General features: G+C 71.4%; 25 protein-coding genes. 10 read left to right on the top strand and 15 right to left on the bottom strand.

Translation table 11 applies throughout. The annotated features are described in order from the left end of the window. Nucleotides 1–191: 191 nt before the first annotated feature. The 3 genes from MCHT01_RS08265 to MCHT01_RS08255 form a co-directional block, all read right to left on the bottom strand. On the bottom strand, nucleotides 192–1,334 hold the full coding sequence (locus MCHT01_RS08265) for a glycosyltransferase family 9 protein (protein WP_067064518.1): 1,143 nt from the start codon (nucleotides 1,332–1,334) through the stop codon (nucleotides 192–194). Nucleotides 1,335–1,418: 84 nt separating this feature from the next. Then, nucleotides 1,419–2,444, bottom strand: coding sequence for a hypothetical protein (locus MCHT01_RS08260; RefSeq protein ID WP_067064516.1), 1,026 nt, complete (start codon nucleotides 2,442–2,444; stop codon nucleotides 1,419–1,421). A gap of 172 nt (nucleotides 2,445–2,616) precedes the next feature. Then, complete coding sequence (locus MCHT01_RS08255) at nucleotides 2,617–3,531, bottom strand: YihY/virulence factor BrkB family protein (protein WP_245643196.1); 915 nt, start codon at nucleotides 3,529–3,531, stop codon at nucleotides 2,617–2,619. Nucleotides 3,532–3,666: 135 nt separating this feature from the next. Between MCHT01_RS08255 and MCHT01_RS08250 the strand changes: the two genes are divergently transcribed. After that, on the top strand, nucleotides 3,667–4,008 hold the full coding sequence (locus tag MCHT01_RS08250; RefSeq protein ID WP_067064514.1) for a PRC-barrel domain-containing protein: 342 nt from the start codon (nucleotides 3,667–3,669) through the stop codon (nucleotides 4,006–4,008). 78 nt (nucleotides 4,009–4,086) lie between these two features. On the opposite strand, the gene MCHT01_RS08245 is transcribed toward MCHT01_RS08250, so the two are convergent. Beyond that, complete coding sequence (locus tag MCHT01_RS08245; RefSeq protein WP_148661447.1) at nucleotides 4,087–4,440, bottom strand: hypothetical protein; 354 nt, start codon at nucleotides 4,438–4,440, stop codon at nucleotides 4,087–4,089. Beyond that, nucleotides 4,437–4,565: a hypothetical protein gene (locus tag MCHT01_RS27705; RefSeq protein WP_259375139.1), complete on the bottom strand. Its 129-nt coding sequence runs from the start codon at nucleotides 4,563–4,565 to the stop codon at nucleotides 4,437–4,439. Before MCHT01_RS27705 ends, MCHT01_RS08245 begins: the two co-directional genes overlap by 4 nt. A 343-nt stretch (nucleotides 4,566–4,908) precedes the next feature. On the opposite strand from MCHT01_RS27705, the gene MCHT01_RS08240 reads away from it, so the two are divergent. After that, nucleotides 4,909–5,130, top strand: a complete 222-nt coding sequence (locus MCHT01_RS08240; RefSeq protein WP_067064510.1) for a hypothetical protein — start codon at nucleotides 4,909–4,911, stop codon at nucleotides 5,128–5,130. 291 nt (nucleotides 5,131–5,421) lie between these two features. Beyond that, nucleotides 5,422–5,637 carry a CsbD family protein gene (locus MCHT01_RS08235; RefSeq protein WP_067064508.1) on the top strand — a complete coding sequence of 72 codons (216 nt, stop codon included), beginning with the start codon at nucleotides 5,422–5,424 and terminating at the stop codon, nucleotides 5,635–5,637. Nucleotides 5,638–5,768: 131 nt separating this feature from the next. On the opposite strand, the gene MCHT01_RS08230 is transcribed toward MCHT01_RS08235, so the two are convergent. Then, nucleotides 5,769–6,995, bottom strand: coding sequence for an MFS transporter (locus MCHT01_RS08230; protein WP_067064541.1), 1,227 nt, complete (start codon nucleotides 6,993–6,995; stop codon nucleotides 5,769–5,771). Nucleotides 6,996–7,317: 322 nt separating this feature from the next. Here MCHT01_RS08230 and MCHT01_RS08225 point away from each other — a divergent pair, with 322 nt between their 5' ends. The 3 genes from MCHT01_RS08225 to MCHT01_RS08220 all read left to right on the top strand — a co-directional run bounded on the left by MCHT01_RS08225 (nucleotide 7,318) and on the right by MCHT01_RS08220 (nucleotide 8,760). Continuing rightward, complete coding sequence (locus MCHT01_RS08225; RefSeq protein ID WP_067064506.1) at nucleotides 7,318–7,797, top strand: carboxymuconolactone decarboxylase family protein; 480 nt, start codon at nucleotides 7,318–7,320, stop codon at nucleotides 7,795–7,797. Between the two features lie 200 nt (nucleotides 7,798–7,997). Next, nucleotides 7,998–8,159, top strand: coding sequence for a DUF1328 domain-containing protein (locus tag MCHT01_RS25540; protein WP_083525687.1), 162 nt, complete (start codon nucleotides 7,998–8,000; stop codon nucleotides 8,157–8,159). A 55-nt stretch (nucleotides 8,160–8,214) separates the two neighbouring features. Continuing rightward, entirely contained in the window at nucleotides 8,215–8,760 is a 546-nt protein-coding gene (locus MCHT01_RS08220) for a hypothetical protein (RefSeq protein ID WP_067064504.1), read from the top strand. 337 nt (nucleotides 8,761–9,097) lie between these two features. Here the strand turns inward: MCHT01_RS08220 and MCHT01_RS08215 are convergent, their stop codons facing one another. The 9 genes from MCHT01_RS08215 to mltG form a co-directional block, all read right to left on the bottom strand. Further along, the gene (locus tag MCHT01_RS08215) at nucleotides 9,098–9,841 is read right to left on the bottom strand and encodes a hypothetical protein (protein WP_067064502.1); all 744 of its coding nucleotides are present in this window, start codon (nucleotides 9,839–9,841) and stop codon (nucleotides 9,098–9,100) included. A gap of 25 nt (nucleotides 9,842–9,866) precedes the next feature. Next, on the bottom strand, nucleotides 9,867–10,493 hold the full coding sequence (locus MCHT01_RS08210) for an OmpA family protein (protein ID WP_067064500.1): 627 nt from the start codon (nucleotides 10,491–10,493) through the stop codon (nucleotides 9,867–9,869). A gap of 167 nt (nucleotides 10,494–10,660) precedes the next feature. Then, nucleotides 10,661–10,930, bottom strand: a complete 270-nt coding sequence (locus MCHT01_RS08205) for a hypothetical protein (protein ID WP_067064498.1) — start codon at nucleotides 10,928–10,930, stop codon at nucleotides 10,661–10,663. Between the two features lie 217 nt (nucleotides 10,931–11,147). Then, nucleotides 11,148–11,852 (bottom strand): ankyrin repeat domain-containing protein, encoded by a 705-nt coding sequence (locus MCHT01_RS08200; protein WP_067064496.1) that lies wholly within the window; start codon nucleotides 11,850–11,852, stop codon nucleotides 11,148–11,150. Nucleotide 11,853: 1 nt separating this feature from the next. Continuing rightward, nucleotides 11,854–12,639 carry a TatD family hydrolase gene (locus MCHT01_RS08195; RefSeq protein WP_067064494.1) on the bottom strand — a complete coding sequence of 262 codons (786 nt, stop codon included), beginning with the start codon at nucleotides 12,637–12,639 and terminating at the stop codon, nucleotides 11,854–11,856. Nucleotides 12,640–12,754: 115 nt separating this feature from the next. Further along, the gene (locus MCHT01_RS08190) at nucleotides 12,755–13,150 is read right to left on the bottom strand and encodes a PilZ domain-containing protein (protein ID WP_067064491.1); all 396 of its coding nucleotides are present in this window, start codon (nucleotides 13,148–13,150) and stop codon (nucleotides 12,755–12,757) included. An 82-nt stretch (nucleotides 13,151–13,232) separates the two neighbouring features. Then, entirely contained in the window at nucleotides 13,233–14,294 is a 1,062-nt protein-coding gene (gene holB, locus MCHT01_RS08185; protein WP_084452169.1) for a DNA polymerase III subunit delta', read from the bottom strand. Continuing rightward, a complete protein-coding gene (gene tmk / locus MCHT01_RS08180) occupies nucleotides 14,288–14,899 on the bottom strand; it encodes a dTMP kinase (protein ID WP_067064490.1) in 612 nt (203 codons plus the stop codon). Before tmk ends, holB begins: the two co-directional genes overlap by 7 nt. 37 nt (nucleotides 14,900–14,936) lie before the next feature. Next, nucleotides 14,937–15,920 (bottom strand): endolytic transglycosylase MltG, encoded by a 984-nt coding sequence (gene mltG / locus MCHT01_RS08175; protein WP_245643198.1) that lies wholly within the window; start codon nucleotides 15,918–15,920, stop codon nucleotides 14,937–14,939. A gap of 113 nt (nucleotides 15,921–16,033) precedes the next feature. On the opposite strand from mltG, the gene ygfZ reads away from it, so the two are divergent. The 4 genes from ygfZ (at nucleotide 16,034) to MCHT01_RS08155 (ending at nucleotide 20,464) form a co-directional block, all read left to right on the top strand. Beyond that, the gene (ygfZ, locus tag MCHT01_RS08170; protein WP_067064488.1) at nucleotides 16,034–17,011 is read left to right on the top strand and encodes a CAF17-like 4Fe-4S cluster assembly/insertion protein YgfZ; all 978 of its coding nucleotides are present in this window, start codon (nucleotides 16,034–16,036) and stop codon (nucleotides 17,009–17,011) included. Then, complete coding sequence (locus MCHT01_RS08165) at nucleotides 17,008–17,346, top strand: DUF4936 family protein (RefSeq protein WP_067064486.1); 339 nt, start codon at nucleotides 17,008–17,010, stop codon at nucleotides 17,344–17,346. Before ygfZ ends, MCHT01_RS08165 begins: the two co-directional genes overlap by 4 nt. Beyond that, nucleotides 17,346–19,079, top strand: coding sequence for a cation:proton antiporter domain-containing protein (locus MCHT01_RS08160; RefSeq protein ID WP_067064484.1), 1,734 nt, complete (start codon nucleotides 17,346–17,348; stop codon nucleotides 19,077–19,079). The genes MCHT01_RS08165 and MCHT01_RS08160 overlap by 1 nt, the downstream gene beginning before the upstream one ends. 137 nt (nucleotides 19,080–19,216) lie before the next feature. Continuing rightward, nucleotides 19,217–20,464 carry an alpha/beta hydrolase gene (locus tag MCHT01_RS08155; RefSeq protein WP_067064483.1) on the top strand — a complete coding sequence of 416 codons (1,248 nt, stop codon included), beginning with the start codon at nucleotides 19,217–19,219 and terminating at the stop codon, nucleotides 20,462–20,464. Nucleotides 20,465–20,571 lie beyond the last annotated feature (107 nt).

The raw sequence follows: 20,571 nt of genomic DNA, 5'->3' as shown, positions 1-20,571 counted from the left end.
CCTATCGGCATCGGCATCGGCATCGGCATCGGCATCGGCATCGAAGTCGGAGTCGGAGTCGGAGTCGGAGTCGGAGTCGGAGTCGGAGTCGAGTTGGGCCGAGGTCGCGATGCACGACGGATCCGCGGCCAGCCTGAGCGCAGCGCAGAGGCGCGGCCTCGGGCCGGTCGGCGTCGCTCGGGAAGCGGGAATCAGGTCGAGGACGCGGCGCGCTCACGCAGCAGCGCTTCGCCCGGCAGCACGGCCGGGACGCCGGCGGCCGCGGCGAGCGTGAGCGGCAGGTCGTCCGCGGCGACCATGACACGCGCGCCGGCGGCCAGCGCCGCCAGCTCTCCGAGTCCCGGAGCGGTCGGCAAGACCTGACCCCGCGCATGCATCGCCGCGCGGGCGGCCGTGAGCTCGCCCTCCTCGCCCGGTCGGGCGCAGAAGACCGCCACCGTGTCGTCAGCCCAGGAATCGAGCAGCACGTCAGCCGCCGCGCCGAAGGCCGCGGGCGGGCACGCGCGCTCGCCGCCGCCGCCGGGGCAGACCAGCACGTAGCGCTGCCCCAGACGCAACCCGGCCGCGCCGAGCGACTGCCGCGCGAGCTGACTGTCCCGCGCCTGCAGGCGGAAGCGCGGACGCTCGTCGTCGGTCCGCATGCCGATGTGGGCGACGAGCGCCAGCTGACGCCGCGTGTCGTCGTGCGGCGCGAGGGTCTCGGCGTGCGTGTCGGAGAGCAGGCCGTGCGCCGGCTCGCGCTCGTGCGCCAGCACCAGCGGGATGCCCGCCATGCGGCACAGCAGGGCCGCGGGCAGCGCGCTGGAGGCGGCCGACGTGAAGAGGATCGCCGCGTCGAAGTGACTGCGGCGCAGCTTGCGGACCAGGTGCATCTCGGCATCGCCGCGCATGGTCGGCGGCTCGGCCGCGAGCATCGCGGCGCCGTCCGCGGTCCACGACGCGTTGAAGGGCAGCACGTCGTCGATGCCCTCCAGATGCGGCCGCATCGCCAGCCCCTCGGGCGACGCGAGCAAGGTCAGCTGGGCCCAGGGCATGGTCTCGTGCAAGGCGGCGAAGGCCGCCGTCGACGCCAGCACGCCCGCGACGCCGTCGAGCCGCACCAGCAGCACGCGGCGCACGTTGCACCAGCGGCGGTGGCGCAGCCGGACGGCGGCCTCGCGCGCGGTCGGCGCGTCGTCCTCGCCCCCGGCCTCGCGGCCGACCTCGTGTCCAACTCCGGCTTCGCGTTCCGTCCCGCGGTCGATCCGCGCCGAGTCCTCGCCGGGGTCGACGTCATGTCGCGCCGCGGTGGAATCCGGAAGGCGACGCAGAGTGTCGAGCGAGGTCGAGATCATCCCGTGGTCGAGGCAAGCGCCATGCCGGATGACGCCTGCCTCGCCTCCGCGTGCACGTCGGACGTGCGCGTGGCGGAGAGCCGCTTACTTCGTCTTGCTCGACGAGGTGCCCGAGCTGGCGCCCGGCACGCCTGTGCTGCCCGATCCGATCGAACCGCTCGAACTGAGCGAGCCCTGCGCACCGGAGGTGCCGCTGGAAGTGCCGGCGCTCAAGCCCGACTCGCCGCCCAGGGAGCCGGTCGAGCCGGCGGCGCTGCTGCCGGTGCCGATGGAGGTCTCGCCATGTTGGCCGCCGCCCGACGGCTGCCGGCTGCGCTCGGAGCGCCACTTGTTGAAGTCCTCCGAGAACTTCTGATAGCGGTCCTGCCGCCAGCCGCGATAGTCCTCGTCGAGGTTGCGCATCTGCTCGGTGCGCCACTGGTGGTAGTCGGGGTCGTAGTGGCTGTGCTGCGTCGAGGACGGCGATGCGGCGCCATGGCGCTCCTCGCCGCCATATCCGCTCGAACCGCCGCCCTGGCCACCATAGTCGGAACGCCGGCCGGCGTCCTCGCGCCAGCCTTCATGGCGGGGGCCCTGATCGCGGTAGCCATCGCCGTAGCCGCCATAGCCGCCGCTCATGCCGCGCTCGCGCTCGTTCCAGTCGCTGCCTTGCGCGCCGCCACGGTAGCCGCCCTGACTCTGCAGGTCGCCGTGAGCGCGATAGTCCCGCCGGTACTCGTCGCGGCCCTCGAAGCCGCCGCCATAGTTGCCTCCATCGCTGCCGCGCTGACTGCCGCCATAGCCACCCTGACCACCGCCGTACGACGGCCGGCCCTGCTGGCCGCCGCGGTAGCTGCTGCCGTAGCCGCTGCCGTAATCGCCGGTCTGCGTCTCGCGTGAATCGGCCCCGTAATGGCCGCCGTAGTCATCGCGGTCCGCCTGGTAGCTCGAGCCCTGGTAACCCGATCCCTGCTGCCCGGCTCCGTACGAGCGGGCGTCGTCGCGGGCGCGCTCCGAGGACCGGTAGGCCCCGGTCTGCGCGCCATAGTGGCTGCGGTCACCGCCGCCCTGCTCCGATTGCGTGTCGTCGTGCCGCGATTCGTGGCGGCCACGTTGTCCATGCTGGTTCATGTCGACTCCTTCGGTCCCGGACCGGTTGTCGGGACCCGGCGGTCCGCCGCCGCCGCACCGCGCGAGCGTCGATCACGCCACCGGATCCGAACCTGGGATCGGCAATCGTCATACCCCCTCGTCGCGATCGCCGATCGCCGGGAACCACGTGTTCATCGGGGATCCCGGGCGATCAGGCGTCCTGCAAGGTGCGCTCGGCGGTATGCGCCGCCTGTTCCCGCAGGCTGTGGCGCTTGGCGAAGGCCCAGCTCAGCTCGGCGCCCATCAGGAAGACCTGCGTCGAGTAGTAGACCCACAGCATCATGACCACCAGCGAGGCCGCCGCGCCGTAGGCCGAGCTCACACCGCTGCGGCCGATGTAGAGCCCGATCAGCGCCTTGCCCAGGCTGAACAGCGCCGAGGTGATCAGCGCGCCCACCCAGACATCGCGCCAGCGCACCGGCACGTCCGGCACCCACTTGTAGATGACGGCGAACATCACCGTGATCAGCGCGTAGGCCAGCGTGCCGTTGAGGATCTGCGCCAGCAGCACGAAGTCCGCGCCCAGCCAGCCGGTCCACCACTTGCTCGCCGCGGCCAGCGCCGCGCTGGCGACCATGGACACCATGGACAGGAAGCCCAGGCCCAGGATCAGCCCCAGCGACAGCAGCCGCTTGCGCGCCAGCGCCAGCAGGCCGTGCCAGACCGGACCGCTGCGCACCTGCGGCGCCTTCCAGATGCGGTTCAGCGCGTTCTGCAACTCCGCGAAGACCGAGGTCGCGCCGATCAGCAGCACCACCGTGCCGATGACCGCGGCCCAGCCGCCCTCCTCGGGCCGGTTCACGCGCTTGAGCAGATCCTCGACCGCCATCGCGCCCTGGAGGCCGACCAGGCCGGAGAGCTGCTCCATCACCTCCCCCCGCGCGGCCTGCTCGCCGAAGACCAGCCCCGCCACCGCGATCACGATCAGCAGCAAGGGGGCGATGGAGAACAGCGTGTAGTAGGCCAGCGCCGCGCCCATGCTGGGCGCGTTGTCGTCGCTCCAGCCTTGCGCGGCGTCGCGGACGATCTCGACGGCTTCCTGGAGATGCGCGGGCAGTTTCATCATGCGTGTGGGCCGCGCCGGACGCGGCGGTGTTGAACGTCGTGAACGGGACTTGTCTGCCGAGGCAAGGGAAGGTCCCGCGCCGGGCGGCACGCGACTTGCCTCGTCAAGCCTATCCCAACCCTTCCGGAGACTTCCATGGCCAGCACCACCATTTCCTCGGACCGCGTCGAGGGCACCAAGGTCTACAACGGCAACGGCGACAAGCTGGGCTCGATCGACAGCCTGGTGATCGACAAGCGCTCGGGCCTCGTGCGCTACGCCGCGCTGGAGTTCGGCGGCTTCATGGGCATCGGCACCGACCGTTATCCCATCCCCTGGAACATGCTGAAGTACGACACCAGCCTGGATGGCTACGTCGTGCCGCTGCGCGAGGACCAGCTCGAGAAGGCCCCGCGCTACGCGCAGGCCGACCGTCCGGAGTACACCGACGAATATGGCCGCAAGGTCTACGACTACTACGGCGTCGCCTGGATGTGACCCCCATGAGAAAGCCGCCTCGAGGGCGGCTTTCTCTTTCCGGCGATGTTTGCGGCGATGGCGGGTCGCCGCGATCGGTCAGTGCGCGTCGCCGCGCGGCTCGTCGTCCTTCTCATCGGGCTTGTGCGTCACCACCGGCTTGACCGCGCCGACCGCGATGAAGCGGGCGTACTCGCTGCGCGGCATCACGGCGCTCAGGCGCGCGTCCCCATCCTCCCAGCCCAGCGTCACGTCGATCTCGTTGATCTCGACATGCACGGGGCCCGGACGGATGCGCATCAGCGGGCCGTCGCCGGTGCGGTAGTCCACCTCGCCGCAGACGAAGGCGGACTGGCTCAGCGGATGCTCGGGCACTGCGAGGCGCTCCTCGGCGGGCACGACGGCGGAATCGTCGGCCGGATGGGTCGGGGGAAGTGGGGGTCGGGCGCTCATGGCAGGTCCTCCTGGTGATCGTCCGAGACCAGGCCGCGCTGATCGTCCAGCCATTGCCACATCCGGACCATCACCGCGGCGGCGGTGCAGGTCGCGAGCGTCATCAGCAGCAGCATCTCGTTCATGGCGGCACCCGGACTCGGGGTTGGGATGGACGCATCGTCGCCGCCGGCCGCGTCCCGGCGTAGCGGCGCCCGCCGCGAGCCGCTGTAGGCGCTGTCCCACACCGTCCGCCGGGCCCCGGATCCGGCCGCGCCGGCCGCGTGTGTGAAGTCCTGAAAAGCCGTGTCGACGGGGTGAACCGGACGTCAACGTCGTGCCACGGCTTCCGTTGAACCCACAGGCTGTAGGACGACGCCGGACAGACCCCGGCTACTCCCACCGACATCTCGGACCGAGATGCGCCTATGGGAACCGGCCTCGCCGGCGCCGATAGTGAATGCAACGGAACCCACCCGGAGAACCATCATGAGCCTCCTCCACATCACCGCCGCTGAGACCTCCGCGCCGCTGTTCGAGATCCGTTTTGAATCGCTCTTCGATGCCGGCCGCGGCATGTCCTTCCCCTGCGATCAGCAAGGCCACGTCGACCTCGACAGCCTGCCGGCCCGGGCCCGCAACAACTACCTCTTCGCCCGCGCCATGGTCGGCAAGGATTACCTGCCGCCCTCGATCCGCACCAGCCACTGATCGCAGCCGTCGCGCCGGTCGCCCGAGATCGGCGCCCCGGCGGCATCCCGCCTCCTGTTCCCCGTCTCCGATTCCTGCGTTTCCTCTGCTTCCTCCCTGCTCTTGCGAGCTTCGAGCCGCGTGCCGTTTCCACGGTCGCGGCTCTTTCTTTTGCGGAGTCGACAGGAGGTCGCGCCGATGGACGGCTCGCCGTCCTACAGCGAATGCCTGAACCGTCCGACCCACGGCGCGAGGGCGGCTCCATAGACTGAAGCCATCGATTCACCCCCACCCAACCGAAAGGAGTTCACCATGAACTGGGACCGCATCGAAGGCAACTGGACGCAGCTCAAGGGCAAGGTCCGCGAGCAATGGGGCAAGCTGACCGACGACGACATCGACGTCATCGCCGGCAAGCGCGACCAGCTGTCCGGCAAGATCCAGGAGCGCTACGGCATCGCCAAGGACGAGGCCGACAAGCAGCTGGATCAATGGCAGAAGGGTGCCAACGACCGTTGGCTCAGCTGATGCCGGGCGGGCGCGCAGGCGCCCTCCCCGACGATTGCTCCGTGTTTCCGACGCTCTGACTGTTTGACTGCATCCTCCCTGTTGCCGCGCCTCACCCTCCGGGTCGGCGCGGCTTTTTTATGAGGACGCGTTCAGCGCGTGACGGCGGGCGTCGCTTCCTCGAAGCGGTCCACGGTGCGCAGCGGCTTGAACAGCGCGGCCCAGCCGGCCACGACGCCCAGCGTGCACAAGGCGCCGGTCACGGCCGCGGGCACCGCGCCGAGCGCCGCGGCGGCGCTGCCGGCGCGGAACTCGCCGAGCTCGTTGGACGAGCCGATGAAGAGCATGTTCACGGCGTTGACGCGGCCGCGCATCTCGTCGGGCGTGGAGAACTGCACCAGCGCCCCGCGGATGTAGACGCTGACCATGTCGGCCGCGCCCGCCACGGCCAGCGCGGCGAAGGACAGCCAGAAGGTCGTCGACAGCGAGAAGGTCAGGTTGGCCAGGCCGAACACCGCGACCGCCGCGAACATCGTCTTGCCGACGTGGCGGTTGAAGGGCCGCAGGCTCAGGTAGAAGCCGGCGGTGACCTCGCCCACGGCCATCGCGCTGCGCAGCGCGCCCAGGCCCTCGGGTCCGGCGTGCAGCACTTCGTGCGCGTAGATCGGCAGCAGCGCGACCACGCCGCCCAGCAGCACCGCGAACAGGTCCAGCGAGATCGTGCCCAGGATGATGGGCCGGGTGCGGATGAAATGGATACCCGCGCCGAAGCGCTGCCAGATGTTGCCGGCGGCCGGGTTCAGCGGCGGCGCGAAGCGCACCGGCACGCGGGTCACCAGCAGCGCGGTGCCGATGGTGAAGCAGACCAGGCAGACCAGGAAGGTCAGCGTGGCGCCGCCGAAGCCGTACAGCAGACCGCCCAGGAAGGGGCCGCCGATGCTGGCGATGCGCAGCAGCATGCTGTTGGCGGCGATGGCCTGGGCGAGCTGCTCGCGCGGCACGATCTGCGGCAGCAGGCTCTGCAGCGCCGGGCCCGAGAAGGCCCGCGAGCACCCGAACACCACCAGCACCGCGTAGATGCCGGTGACGCCGGCGCTCCCATGGCCGGACAGCCACCACAGCGCCAGGCTGCAGCCCGCGCTCACGGCCCAGCTCGCGGCCAGGATGGGCTTGCGGCTGACGCGGTCGATCAGGTCGCCGGCCGGCAGCAGCAGGAGCAGCATCGGGATGAACTGCGCCAGGCCGACATAGGCCAGGGCCAGCGGCTCGCGCGTCAGGTCGTAGACCTGCCAGGCCACCACCACCGCCTGCACCTGCTGCGCGACCACGGCCATCAGCCGCGCGATCAGGAACGCGGCGACGCCCTGGTGGCGAAAGATGCTGGGCTTCGCGCCGGCGGCACTCGCGTCGGGCGCGGACGGGGATGCCGCGCTGGCGGCCGACGAGGAAGACGGAGGCGTCGAGGGGGAACTGGGCGTGGTCACGGCGGGAGATGCTCTTCGGGGCCTTCTTGGGCGGGCGCGGGCCAGTTTACCGATGGGGGCTGGGCGGACCGCGCGCGAGCGTTCGCCGCTGGGCGCATGGCGATGTCACAAGCGCGGAGGCTGCGTCGTCTTGTGGATGTGGACGCCGAAACGCCGCCCGATTCACGGTCGGGAAGCGCGGCGGCAACACCTCAGCAACACCCTCACGGAGCCTTCCATGACCCTTCGCTTCAAGCACGACCAACTGTCCGGCCCCCAGTTCAAGGCCATGGCCGAGCTGTCCGCCGCCAACCGCGAGAGCAGCATCGAGCACGGCCTGCAATGCCTGATCGAGATCCGCGCCTCGCAACTCAACGGCTGCGCCTTCTGCCTGGACATGCACATCAAGCAGGCCACCATCGGCGGCGAGCGTCCGCTGCGCCTGCACCACATCGCGATCTGGCGCGAGTCGCCGCTGTTCTCGGAGCGCGAGCGCGCCGCCCTGGCCTGGACCGAGGCGCTGACCCGCATCCCGGAGGACGGCGTCTCCGACGCGCTCTTCCATCGCGTGCGGGAGCACTTCGACGACAAGGCGCTGTCGGACCTGACTTACCTGATCGCCACGATCAATGCCTGGAACCGCCTCAACGTCGCCACCCGCGGCGTGCCGGGCACCTATGACCGCATGTACGGGCTGGACAAGGCCGGCTTGAACTGAGCGGTCCGCGTCCTCGGGACCGCGGTTCGACCGGGGGCGCGGGGACGTCATGAGCGACCGCTTCCCGGCGCGGTAGGCGGCCTCCTACAGCACGTCGTTTTCCGCTCCGACGAGCGGTCGCGGCCCGGGACTGCCCATTCGGACCAGGGCAGTCCCTACAGTGGATTCCATCGCGGCACGTCGCCGCGCAGGAGACCGAGATGCTGCACTACGCCGTCGTCTTTTTCGTCATTGCCCTGATCGCCGCGCTGTTCGGCTTCGGTGGCATCGCCGCTGGCGCCGCCAGCATCGCGAAGATTCTCTTCTTCGTGTTCGTGATCATGGCCGTCGCGACCTTCGTGATGAGCCTGCTCCGAAAGTGACCGCCTTGCGCGGACATCGATGACATCCCCCTGAGAAAAGAAAGAAAGGATCGCCATGACCAAGTCGCTCACCACCTCCCTGATCGCCGCCGCCCTGGGCCTGTGCGCGGGCCTCGCGCACGCCGAGAACTTCTCCAAGTCGGTCTACGACGGCGCGAAGGACGACATCAAGAAGACCTACTCGGCCGACAAGGACGCCTGCGGCAAGCTGTCCGGCAACGCCAAGGACATCTGCGTCGAGGAAGCCAAGGGGCGCGAGAAGGTGGCGCTGGCGCAGCTGGACTACAACTACACCGGCAAGGCCAAGGACGAGAGCAAGCTGATCGAGGCGCGCTACGAGGCCCGTTACGACGTGGCCAAGGAACGCTGCGACGACCGCTCCGGCGAGGCCAAGGACCTGTGCAACCGCGAGGCCAAGACCGCCTACGAGAAGGCCAAGGCCGAGCACAAGATGAACAAGAAGGTCGCCGCGGCGGTCGATGACGCCGAGGAAGCGCGCGTCAAGGCCGACTACAAGCTGGCCTCCGAGAAGTGCAACACGCTGTCGGGCGATGCCAAGGACGTGTGCGTGGCCTCCGCGAAGGCCCGCTACAACCAGTGATCTCGAGATCCCTCACTTCCCCCGTGGGAGGTGGTCGTCGATCCAGTGCTTCGGTGACCACCCGACGTTGAACCGGCGGATCCGGGTTCCAAATCGAACAACAGCCCGGATCCCCCTGTCGACCCTCTTCGGAACGGCGCCCCTCGCGGGCGCCGTTTCCCTTTCCTCGGCCGCCGTCACGACCGCCCGGCCGGATCGATTGCCCGCCGATGGGTTCCGGCCCTCCACCTTCGTGCCGGCTTCTCCTTCGCGCCATCCGGCTCGAGCGGGCGAAGCCAGTCTCCAGCAACGACAAAGCCGGCGGATGCCGGCTTTGCTCGTTCAGGGGATACGGGTCTCACCAGGTCTTCTGGAAGGACATCCCGATCTTGCCGCCGCCCGGGCGGAAGGTCAGCGAGGACTGCCCGCTGAGCTCCATCCGGAAGCCCTTGCGCAGGTCCGCATAAGGCTTGCGCGAGTTGAAGACCAGCCCGACCCGCACCTGGCGGCCGTCGCGATTGGCGGCACCGGGCAGATTGAGGTCATCGATCTGCGCATGCGGCGCGTCGACCAGCGAGGTCTGCACGAAGGCGTGGGACCGCGGCCCGGTGGGCAGCGCCAGGCCGACCAGCACGCCGGCATCACCGGCCACGCCCGGGCGCAGGTTCTGATAGGGCGTGGCGTACAGCCCGCCGCTGGGCATCATGCCCCGCTGCTCGACGCCCAGGCCGACGCGCAGCGCGCTGCGACTCCAGGGGCGGCCCCACATCATGGTCTGCGTCGCCTGACCCGAGCGTCCGTACCAGCCGGCCGCGCCGGCGGCCTGGTTGGCGGTGGCCAGCGGCTCGGCGGCGCTGCGGGTCACGGTCACCCGCGCACCGCCGGACGACGCCTCGCGCGCGCTGGACTGCCAGTGCGTCCGATCGGCCAGGCTGTGGCCGTTCAGCTCGACGGCGTCATCCAGCGAACTCGAGGCCGACGGCGCCGCCACAGGATCGGCCGCCGCGCACAGCGGCAGCCAGGCGGCGAGCAGCGACACGCAGACGGCTGGAACCGCGGCGGCGGGCCGGCCGGCGTGGGGACGAGGGAAGAAGGCATTCATGACTCACTCCCAAGGTCGATACAGCTTATGACGCGGGTTGCGACAGGAAGATCTCGATCCGACGATTGGCGGCCCGGCCGGCCTCGGTGGCATTGCTGGCCACCGGTTGCCGGGCGCCGCGCCCCTCGACGAGCAGGCGTCCACGCTGGACGCCGTGTTGAACCAGGTATTCGCGAACGGCCTCGGCCCGATCCTGCGACAGCGGATCGTTCACGTCGGCCGGGGCGGTGCTGTCGGTGTGGCCCACCACCGTCACCCGGACCTCGCCGTCGAGGCCGCGCGCGAGTTCATCGAGCACCGGCCGCACGGCCGGCTTCAGGTCCGACTTGCCGGCATCGAAGCCGAAATCCGCCGGAATCAGGAGCTTGAGCTGGTTGTCCGCGGTCTTGACGACCACGATGCCGGTGCCAGCGCTGGCGCGGGTCAGGACCTCGCGCTTGTGTTCCAGGGGCCGCGACCAGAGGTTCGCGGAGGCGCCGATCGCGGCGCCGCCGGAAGTGTTCGATCCCCGCTCGTTCATGGTCCCGCATCCGCCCAGCGCGAGCAGCAGGCCCGCGGCCAGCACCGGCAAGGCGGTCGCCTGGAGCCGGGTTCGGCGGCGCAGGGGCGCCGCGGCGACGGTCAGGCGGGGAAGCGAGGGGGTATGGCGCATGGGGTCATCTCCAGTTCAGCTGAGCGTCGGACGGTCTTTCGGGACCTTGTGGAAGCCATGCTAAGGAGGCGGTCATGCGCCGGGTGTAGTCGGCGGTCGGAAGCGGAAGTCAGACACCGCCGACAAGGGCGGGTCCGGCCGTCGCGCCGCGAGGCCGGTCGACAGGGTCAGGCGTCGATCGAGACCTCGCCGATCGCCGGTTCGTCGTCCAGCGGCAGCAGGTCTTCCTCGGACAGCTCGGTGGCGTCGATCATCTCGTCGAAGCTGGCCTGGTCGGCCGCGCCGCGATGGGCGATCAGGGGCTTGTCCAGCGGGCGGTAGACGCGGCTGCGCAGGCGCGCCAGGCGCTCGGAGCAGGCGACCTCGTGGGCGACGCGCTCCGGGTCCAGCAGCATCGCGAACGGGTTGGCGGCGAAGTCTTGAGTCGAGGTCAGCATGTCGGTCTCCAGCGGAAGTCCAGGGCCATGAGGGGTCCGGCGAGGGGTGCCGGCATGGGATGAACTGTAGAGACCGGACCGGGGCGGCAAGAGTCGGCGCCCGGCCAAACGGCGTGTCAGACGGATTCCTAGGGATTTGCCAGCAGCCGCCTCACAACCGAGGGTCCGGCCGCGGGCTCGCCGCCTCGACCGGCCGTCAGCCGGGACGGGCGCGGGCTCAGCGCGCCTCGGGCTTGGGCGCCCGCTTGGCGAGCTGGTCCAGCCGCTCCGCCAGTTCGTCCTGCCCGGCGCGCCGGGCGAAGTCGGCGGCGCTCATCCGGTGGTCGTTGCGCAGGGTCACGTCGGCGCCCGCGTCGATCAGGATGTCGGCCCCGCTGAGGCCGCCATAGCCGGCGGCCATCATCAGCGGCGTGGTGCCGTTGGGAGAACGGGCATCGATCTCGGCGCCCTGCTCCAGCAGCCAGCGCACGACGTGCTCGTTGGGGCCGGCCGCGGCGTAATGCAGGGCCGTCCAGCCCGCGTCATTGACCAGCGCGCCGCGCTTGACCAGCAGTTGCACCCAGTCGAGCCGCCCGTGGATCGCCGCCAGCATCAGCGGGGTCTCGCCCGCCTGGTTGATGGCGTTGACGTCGGTGCCGGGGCTCTTGAGCAGCACCTCCAGCGCCTTGCCCGACTCCTCGCGGATCGCCACGTGCAGCGCCGTGTTGCGCTGGCCGTCGCGCAGATTCGGGTCGACGCCGGCCAGCAGCAGCGACATCACCGTGCCGGCATGGTCGTTGCGGGCGGCGACATGCAACTCGGGCGACGGCGTCGACGCGGACGCGGCGGCCGCCGGTGGCTCGGGCGAGAAGCGGCTCTGCGCCGCCGCGGGCAGCGTCAGGCTCAGCCCCAGGGCCAGGGTGATGACGAGGCGCCCGGCCATCTCAGGCCGCCTCGGGCAGCTGGAACAGACGCCGCGTGTTCGCGGTGCACTGCTCGGCCAGGGTCTCCACCGGCACCCCGCGGACCTCGGCGATCAGCTTGGCCACATGCGGCACGTAGGCCGGCTGGTTCAGCTTGCCGCGGAAGGGGACCGGGGCCAGGTAGGGGCTGTCGGTCTCGATGAGCAGGCGATCGGCCGGCACCATCTTGGCCACCTCGCGCAGGTCGGCGGCGTTCTTGAAGGTCACGATGCCCGAGAACGAGATATGGAAGCCCAGGTCCAGCGAGGCCCGCGCCACGTCCAGGGTTTCGGTGAAGCAGTGCACCACGCCGCCGGGCTCGCCGGCCTGCTCCTCGCGCATCAGCCGCAGGGTGTCCTCGGCCGCCGAGCGGGTGTGGATCACCAGCGGCTTGCCGGTGCGCCGCGCCGCGCGGATGTGGTTGCGGAAGCGCTCGCGCTGCCATTCCATCTCCTCGATGGTCCGGCCGTTGAGGCGGTAGTAGTCCAGCCCGGTCTCGCCGATGGCCACCACCTTGGGGTGGGCCGCGCCGGCGACCAGCTCGTCCACGCTGGGCTCGTGGACCTCGTCGCTGTCCGGGTGCACGCCGACCGTGGCGAACAGCTGCCCATGGGCATCGGCCAGGCCGCGGACCTCGGGGAACTCCTCCATGGTCGTGCAGATGCAGATGGCCTGACGCACGTCGGCCGCGTCCATGGCGGCGAGCAGATCGGGGAGCTGGGACTTGAGCTCGGGGAAGCTCAGGTGGCAATGGGAATCGATGTACATCGGGGCAACTCGTCCGGGTCCGCCCCGGAAGGCGCGACGCCGCGCGAGGCGGCGTCGGAATCATCAGGAATCGGCAGCGATCGGCGCTTCGTCGGCCCTGGGCCGACGGTCCCGCTCAGATCGTCTGCGTCGGCTTGGCCGAGGAGATCGCCGTCCCCAGCAGTTCCTCGATCTTGAGCTTGATCAGCCGCGTCTTCTCGTCGCCGGGGAAGCGCACGCCCACGCCCTGCGTGCGGCCGCCCGACGCGTTGGCCGGGGTCAGCCAGGCGACCTTGCCGGCGACGGGATAGCGGTTCGGGTCCTCGGGCAGGGTCATCAGCAGATAGATGTCCTCGCCCAGCTTGTAGTCCCGGCTGGTCGGGACGAACACGCCGCCCTCGGAAAAGATCGGGATGTAGGCCGCGTAGAGCGCGCCCTTCTCCTTGAACACCAGCTGGATCACGCTGGGCCGGGCGCCTCCCGCCGGGGCCGGCACGGGGGCGGAGGCGGAAGCGGGCGTGGTCGAGGTCATGGGCGTCGCGGGGAATGGGGGTGGTCGGGTCGGATCGGCGGGATCCGGAACGAGGGTCGAGTCTACTCGCGCGGCCGGGCCCTCAGCGGGCCGGGCGCATCGCCTGCTGGCCCTGGGCCACGAGGGACTCCATCAGCAGGCCGGCGTTGAGCGGATGGTCCGCGTGACGGGCGGCGTCCTGCAGCACCTTGGCCCAGCGCTCCAGCGCCGCGCGCACGGCCGGCAGCTTGGGCAGCGCGTCGCGCGGGAAGAAGGTCGGCGTGGCGCCGTGGGCGATGCGCATCAGGTCGTGCACCAGGCGCTGCATCGCGGCGATCGCACGCGGCACCGGCCAGTCGGTCAGCGCGACGGCCTCGCCCCGCGCGATGCGGCGCGGCAGCTCCAGCCAGGTCCTGGCGGCGATGCCCTCCTCGCTCCACTGCAGCGCCTCCTGCGGGCGCCCGCCGGTGGCCGCGAGCAGCACTTCCGGCTGGTCCACGCCCTGCGCGCCCAGCCAGCCCAGCGCCTCGTCGCGCGCGGGCAGCGCCATCTGCAGCGGCTGGCAGCGGCTGCGGATGGTCGGCAGCAGTTGCTGCGGCGCCGCGCTGGCCAGCACGAAGCGCAGCAGCCCGGCGGGCTCCTCCAGCGTCTTGAGCAGCGCGTTGGCGGCGACGGTGTTCAGCGCCTCGGCCGGGTAGACCACCACGACCTTGGCCTTGCCGCGCGCCGCGCTGACCTGCGCGAAGGACAGCATCTGGCGCACCGCCTCGATCTTGATCTCGCGGCTGGGCTTGGTCTTGCTGGCCTTGGCCGTGCCCTCCTCGCCCTCCATCGCGCCGAAGCCCAGCGGCTCGCGCAGCGCGTCGGGCAGCAGCACCTGGAAGTCCGGATGCGAGCGCGAACGCAGCAGGTGGCAGCTGGCGCAACGGCCGCAGCCCGGTTGATCGGTGGAGGTGCGCGCCTCGCAGAGCCAGGCCTGCGCCAGCAGCAGCGCCAGGTCGAACTGGCCCACGCCGGCCGGCCCCTGCAGCAGCAGCGCATGGCTGCGGCCTTGCGTCAGCGCCTGATGCAGCGGTCCCGCCAGCCAGGGCAGCGGCAACGCGCCGCCGTCGGCCAGCGCGACCTCGGTGTCGGCTCCGCCGCTGATCGCGGACTCGCTCACCATCCCCGCTGCTCCAGCGCCGCGATCACCTGCGCGCCGACGCCCTCGATGGTGTCGCCCGCGTCGATGCGGACGAAGCGCGTCGGCGAGCCCTCCGCCCGGCGGCGATAGGCGTCGCGCACGCGCTCGAAGAACGCGAGGTCCAGCTGCTCCAACCGATCCGCGTCACGCGCCTGGGCGCGCCGCTGCGCGGCCACCGCGGGATCGACGTCGAACCAGAAGGTCAGGTCCGGCTCGCGGCCTTCCTGGACCCATCGCTCCAGGGTGCCCAGCACCTGCCAGTCCATCCCGCGGCCGCCGCCCTGGTAGGCGAAGCTCGCGTCGGTGAAGCGGTCGCACAGCACGGTGTGGCCCTGCGCCAGCGCCGGCGCGATCACGTTGCGGACATGGTCGCGGCGGGCGGCGAAGACCAGCAGGGCCTCCGTCAGGCCGTCCATGTCGCGATGCAGGAAGAGCTCGCGCAGCGACTCGGCCAGCGGCGTGCCGCCCGGCTCGCGCGTCTGCACGAGCTCGGCGCCGCCCTGGCGCAGGTGCCGGGCGACGCGCTCGATGTGGGTGGACTTGCCGGCCCCGTCGATGCCCTCGAAGGTGATGAATCTGCCGCTCACGCGTGAAAGCTCTCTGGAAAAAGCGCAGCGCGGACGCTCAGCGGCCGCGCTGGTATTTGTTGACCGCGCGATTATGCGCGGCCAGGTCGTCGCTGAACTGGCTGGTGCCGTCGCCGCGCGACACGAAGTACAGCGCCTTGGACGGGGTCGGATGCAGCGCCGCCTGCAGCGCGGCCAGTCCCGGCATCGCGATCGGCGTGGGGGGCAGGCCGCCGCGGGTGTAGGTGTTGAACGGGGTGTCCGTCAGCAGGTGGATCTTGCGCAGGTTGCCGTCGAACTCCGTGCCCAGCCCGTAGATCACGGTCGGGTCGGTCTGCAGCGGCATGCCGGCCTTGAGGCGGTTCACGAACACGGCCGCCACCAGCCCGCGGTCGGCCGCGGCGCCGGTCTCCTTCTCGACGATGGAGGCCAGGATCAGCGCCTCGTCCGCGCTGCGCAGCGGCAGCCCGTCCGAGCGCCCGGCCCAGGCGCTGTCCAGCCGCTTCTGCATCAGCGCATGGGCGCGGCGCAGCACGGTCAGGTCGCTGACGCCGCGGCTGTAGGCGTAGGTGTCGGGGAAGAAGCGGCCCTCGGCCGCCTGGCCCGGCGCGCCCAGGGCGGCCATGACCTGCTCGTCCGTCATCGAGGCCAGGGTCTGCTTGAGCGCCGGCGCGGCCGCGACCGCGGCGCGCAGCTGGCGGAAGTTCCAGCCCTCGATGATGCGCAGCTGCTCCAGGGTCTGGTCGCCCTTGACCATCTTGTCCAGCAGCTCGCGGGGGGTGATGCCGGCGTGGACCTCGTAGCTGCCCGCGCGGATCTTCTTGGACTGGCCCGACCAGCGGAACCACTCGTACAGGAAGCGCGGATCGGTCCGCACGCCCGCGCCGACCCAGGCCTGCGCGATCTGCATCGGCGCGGTGCCGGGCTCGATGGACAGCTCGACGCTGGGCTTCTCCAGCAACAGCGGCTGCTGCAGCCACCACCAGACGGCGCCCGCGGCGCCCGCCGCCAGCACGGTCAGGCCCACCAGCAGCGACAGCAGCCAGCGGCCGATCCGTCCCCCCTGCTTCCGGGACCCCTTGTTCGTTCTTCTCTTCGCGCGTGCCAAGACCCAACGCCTCTCATGTGATGCGGGGGCTGATGATAATCGGCCCCATGATCGAAGACCTCCACCATGCATCTCCCGCCGTCCCGGGTTCGGCCCTGGGCGCCGTCCGGTTGGCCGACTGGGGCGTGATCCGCGCCCAGGGCGAGGAATCGGCCAAGTTCCTGCACAGCCAGCTGACGCAAGACCTGGCCCTCCAGACCCCGCGGCAGGCGCGCCTGGCGGGCTTCTGCTCGGCCAAGGGCCGGCTGCTGGCCAGCATGCTCGCGATCAAGCCGGACGATCAGTCGGTGCTGATGGCGCTGCCCGCGGAAGTCCTGCCGGCGACGGTCAAGCGCCTGTCCATGTTCGTGCTGCGCGCCAAGACCAAGCTGAGCGACGACAGCGCCGCCTGGGCCGTCTGGGGCCTGTCCGGCGCCCAGGCGCGCGACTGGCTGGGCGAGGCCGCGCCGGCCGAGGTCTGGTCCGTGGGCCGCCTGGCCCTGGCCGACGGCGGCGAGGGCTACGCCACCCGCCTGCCCGACGACGGCCTCACGCCGCGCTTCCTGCTGCTGCAGCCGGCCGCCGCGCCCGCCCCGGCGCTGCCGCTGATCGACCCCGAGGAATGGCAGGGCCTGGACGTCACCGCCGGCCTGGCCTGGGTCCGCGAGGGCACGGTCGAGCAGTTCGTCCCCCAGATGATCAATTTCGAGCTGATCGGCGGCGTGAACTTCCAGAAGGGCTGCTATCCCGGCCAGGAGATCGTCGCCCGCAGCCAGTACCGTGGCACGATCAAGCGCCGGACCCACCTGTTCGCGCTGGACGGGGTCGACGCCGACGTCCGCCCGGGCCAGGAGATCTTCCATAGCGAGGACGGCGAGCAGCCGGCCGGCATGGTGGCCGGCTTCGGCCGCCAGGAAGGCCGCCCGCTGCTGCTGGCCGAGGTGAAGCTGGCCGCGCTGGAGTCCGGCACGCTGCACCTGGGCGGCCCGCAAGGCCCGCTGCTGAGCCCCCGTCCCCTTCCCTACCTCATTGGAGCCCCTGAATGACCTCTTCGCCGCCGACGCGCACCGCCCATCCTGCCGATCGCTCGACCGCCGCCGCCGCGTCGATCGAGCTCTACGTCTACTACAAGGTCCATGCGGACCAGCTGGCGGCCGCGCAGGCCGCCTTCGAGCAGGCCCGGGAGGGTCGTCCGGTGCGGCTGCTGCAGCGCCAGGACAACGATCCGGTGTTCAGCACCTGGATGGAAATCTACGGCCCCGGGCTGCCCGACCCGGCCGCCGCGGAGCATGACATCGCCGCCGCCCTGAGCGCCTTCGCGCAGGGACCCCGCCACCGCGAGGCCTTCCGCGCCGTCGCCGGTTCCGGGGAGGCGCGCTGATGGAACACAACGTCTCCCTCATCTCGACCCTGGCCATGGGCTTCGGCCTGGCCCTGGTCTTCGGCTTCATCGCGGAGCGAGTCAAGCTGCCCGCGCTGGTCGGCTACCTGATCGCCGGCATCATCATCGGCCCGGCCACGCCCGGCTTCGTCGCCGACGTGGGCATCGCGGCCCAGCTCTCCGAGATCGGCGTGATGCTGCTGATGTTCGGCGTCGGCCTGCATTTCTCGCTGGGCGACCTGATGGCGGTCAAGCGCATCGCCCTGCCCGGCGCCATCGTCCAGATGGGCGCGGCCACGCTGCTGGGCATGGGCCTGGCCCTGTGGTGGGGCTGGTCGACCGGCGCGGCGCTGGTCTTCGGCCTGTCGCTGTCCTGCGCCAGCACGGTGGTGCTGCTCAAGGCGCTGGAGGCGCGCGGCACGCTGGAATCGGTCAACGGCCGCATCGCGGTGGGCTGGCTGGTGGTCGAGGACCTGGCCACCGTGCTGATCCTGGTGCTGCTGCCGCCGCTGGCGCCGGTGCTCGGCGGCGCCTCGCTGGACACCTCGAGCAGCGCCCCGCTGTGGCGCACCATCGCCGAGACCCTGGCGCAGATGGCCGCCTTCGTGGTGCTGATGCTGGTGGTGGGCCGCCGCGTGCTGCCCTGGCTGCTGTGGCAGGTGGCGCGCACCGGCTCGCGCGAGCTGTTCACGCTGATGGTCATCGCGGTGGCGATCGGCATCGCCTACGGCGCGGCCGAGCTCTTCCACGTGTCCTTCGCGCTGGGCGCCTTCTTCGCCGGCATGGTGATGCGCGAGTCCGAGTACAGCCACCGCGCCGCGCAGGAGTCGCTCCCGCTGCGGGACTCGTTCTCGGTGCTGTTCTTCGTGTCGGTGGGCATGCTGTTCGACCCGATGACGCTGGTGGAACAGCCCTGGCACCTGCTGGGCGTGGTGGCCATCGTCATGGTCGGCAAGGCGCTGGCGGCGACGCTGCTGGTGATCGCCTTCCGCTATCCGCTGAACACGGCGATGACGGTGTCGGCCAGCCTGGCGCAGATCGGGGAGTTCAGCTTCATCCTCGCGGGCCTGGGGCTGCAGCTGGGGCTGCTGCCCAAGGCGGGCATGAACCTGGTGCTGGCCGCGGCGCTGATCTCGATCGCGCTGAATCCGGTGATGTTCGCGATGGTCAAGCCGCTGCGGTCCTGGGTGCTGGCGCGCTCGGCCTTCGCGCGCAAGCTCGAGGCCCGCGACGATCCCTACGCCGAGCTGCCGCAGACCACCGAGCGCCAGTACCTGGAGGGTCAGGTCGTGCTGGTGGGCTTCGGCCGCGTGGGTCGCCGGATCGCGGACGCGCTGCAGGAACGGGAGATCCCCTTCGTCGTCGCCGAGCAGAGCCGCGAGACCGTCGAGGCGCTGCGCAAGCGCGGCATCGCGGCAGTGAGCGGCGACGCGGCCGACCCGATGGTGCTGGTGCAGGCGCACATCGCCAACGCGGCGATGCTGGTCGTGGCGACGCCCGACTCGATGCGCGCGCGCCAGATGGCCGAGACGGCCCGCCAGCTCAACCCCGGCATCGAGATCGTGCTGCGCACGCACGGCGAGGACGAGTCCGCGCTGCTGCGCAAGGAGCAACTCGGCACGGTGTTCTACGGCGAGGAGGAACTCGCCAAGGGCATGAGCCGTCACGTGCTGCAGCGCTTCAACGCGCCCATGCCCGAGGACATCGCGCCCCTGATGGGCAACGCGCACTGACGCGCCGCGGGCGGGGCCGCGCGCGGCGCCCGCCCGGCCCGGATCCCCATGCCGGACGCGGGACGGGCATCCCGCGCCAGCCCGGTGGCCGCGACCAGCAATCGCGGCTTTACATCCCTCGCATAGCGTCGCGGCCCATGACCGACAGCCTGACTTCCTCGTCCTCCCTTCCCCACGGCCGGCGCCTTCACGCGCCGGCCGCGTCCGTTCTGGGCGCGATCGCGCTGGGCGTGGCGCTGTCGCTGGCCGGCTGCGCGGGCTCGCCCCCCAAGGCGCGGGTCGAGGAACAGCAGCAGCAACGCGACTTCGCGGCCAGCGGCTACGCGCCCGCCGGCGCGCCGGTGGAGATCCAGGCCATCAGCTGGCGCCTGCGCGGCGACGACGTGCGCCTGTCCATCACCACCGCCGGGAGCCCGGGCGTGACGCCGCGGCCGGTGGTGCTCTACCTGCCGGGCCTGGGCGAGACGGAAGCCGCCGGTCTGCGCTGGCGCCGCGCCTGGGCCGCGGCCGGCTATGCGGTGCTGTCGCTGCAGCCGCTGGACGAGGACGCGGCGGCCTGGTCCTCCGACCGGGCCCGCGCGGCGGAGTTCAACGAGCTCGGCCGGCGCCATTACGCCGACGCCGAGATGCGCAAGCGCCTGGCGCGGCTGGACGAGCTGCTGGCCGAGGCCCAGCGCCTGGGCCGTCAGGGCGAGGCGCCGTGGCGCGCCTTCGACTGGTCGCGCGCGGTGGTCGCGGGCTATGAGCTCGGCGCGCAGGCGGCTCTGGCCCTCGCGGGCGAACGCCAGCCCGATGGCGCGGTGCTCGCGCTCAAGAGCCTGCAGCCGCGCGCGGTGATCGTGATCAGCCCGCAGGTGATGGCCACGCCCCAGCCGGAGCGCTATCGCGAGCTGGCCATCCCCGTGCTGAGCCTGACCAGCCCCGAGGACAACGACCTGCTGAACAACGTCAAGGACACGCGCTGGCGTGAGGCGCCCTTCCAGGCGATGCCGGCGGATCGGCGCTGGCTGCTCAGCGTCGGCGAGGTGGCCCATGCGGCCTTCGCCGGCAACGAGCCGCGGCCGGAGACCGAGGGCGAGGCGGCGATGCGTCGCCGCGAGGAGGCCAACCAGAACCAGGGCCCGTCACAGGGACGTCGCGGCGGAGGCGGCGGCGGGCGCGGCGGCCGCGGCCAGGAAGGGCCGACGCGTCTGGCGCCCGTACCTGCCGTGCCGGACTACCGCCGGCTGCACGAGCAGCAACTGGGCCTGATCGCCGCGCAGCAGGTCAGCGTGGCCTTCCTGGACCTGCAGCTGCGTCAGTCGGAGGCGGCGCGCGCCTGGCTGGTGGGACCGGCCCAGGCCTGGCTGGGACGCGTCGGTCGCTTGAGCGGGCCCGCGCGCTGAGCCACCGAGGCGGGCGGGGGCTCCCACCCTCTCCCCCGCCCTCTCACGCCCCACGGGAGAGGGCGTCGGAGGCTCAGCGGATCTGCGCGCGCCGGGCGGCGGCGCGG

The sequence above is a fragment of the Mitsuaria chitosanitabida ATCC BAA-476 = NBRC 102408 genome, from assembly GCF_001598255.1.
Taxonomy (GTDB): domain Bacteria; phylum Pseudomonadota; class Gammaproteobacteria; order Burkholderiales; family Burkholderiaceae_C; genus Roseateles; species Roseateles chitosanitabidus.
The sequence above is the reverse complement of the archived record's forward strand: the minus strand, read 5'-3'. Positions and strand labels throughout refer to the sequence as shown.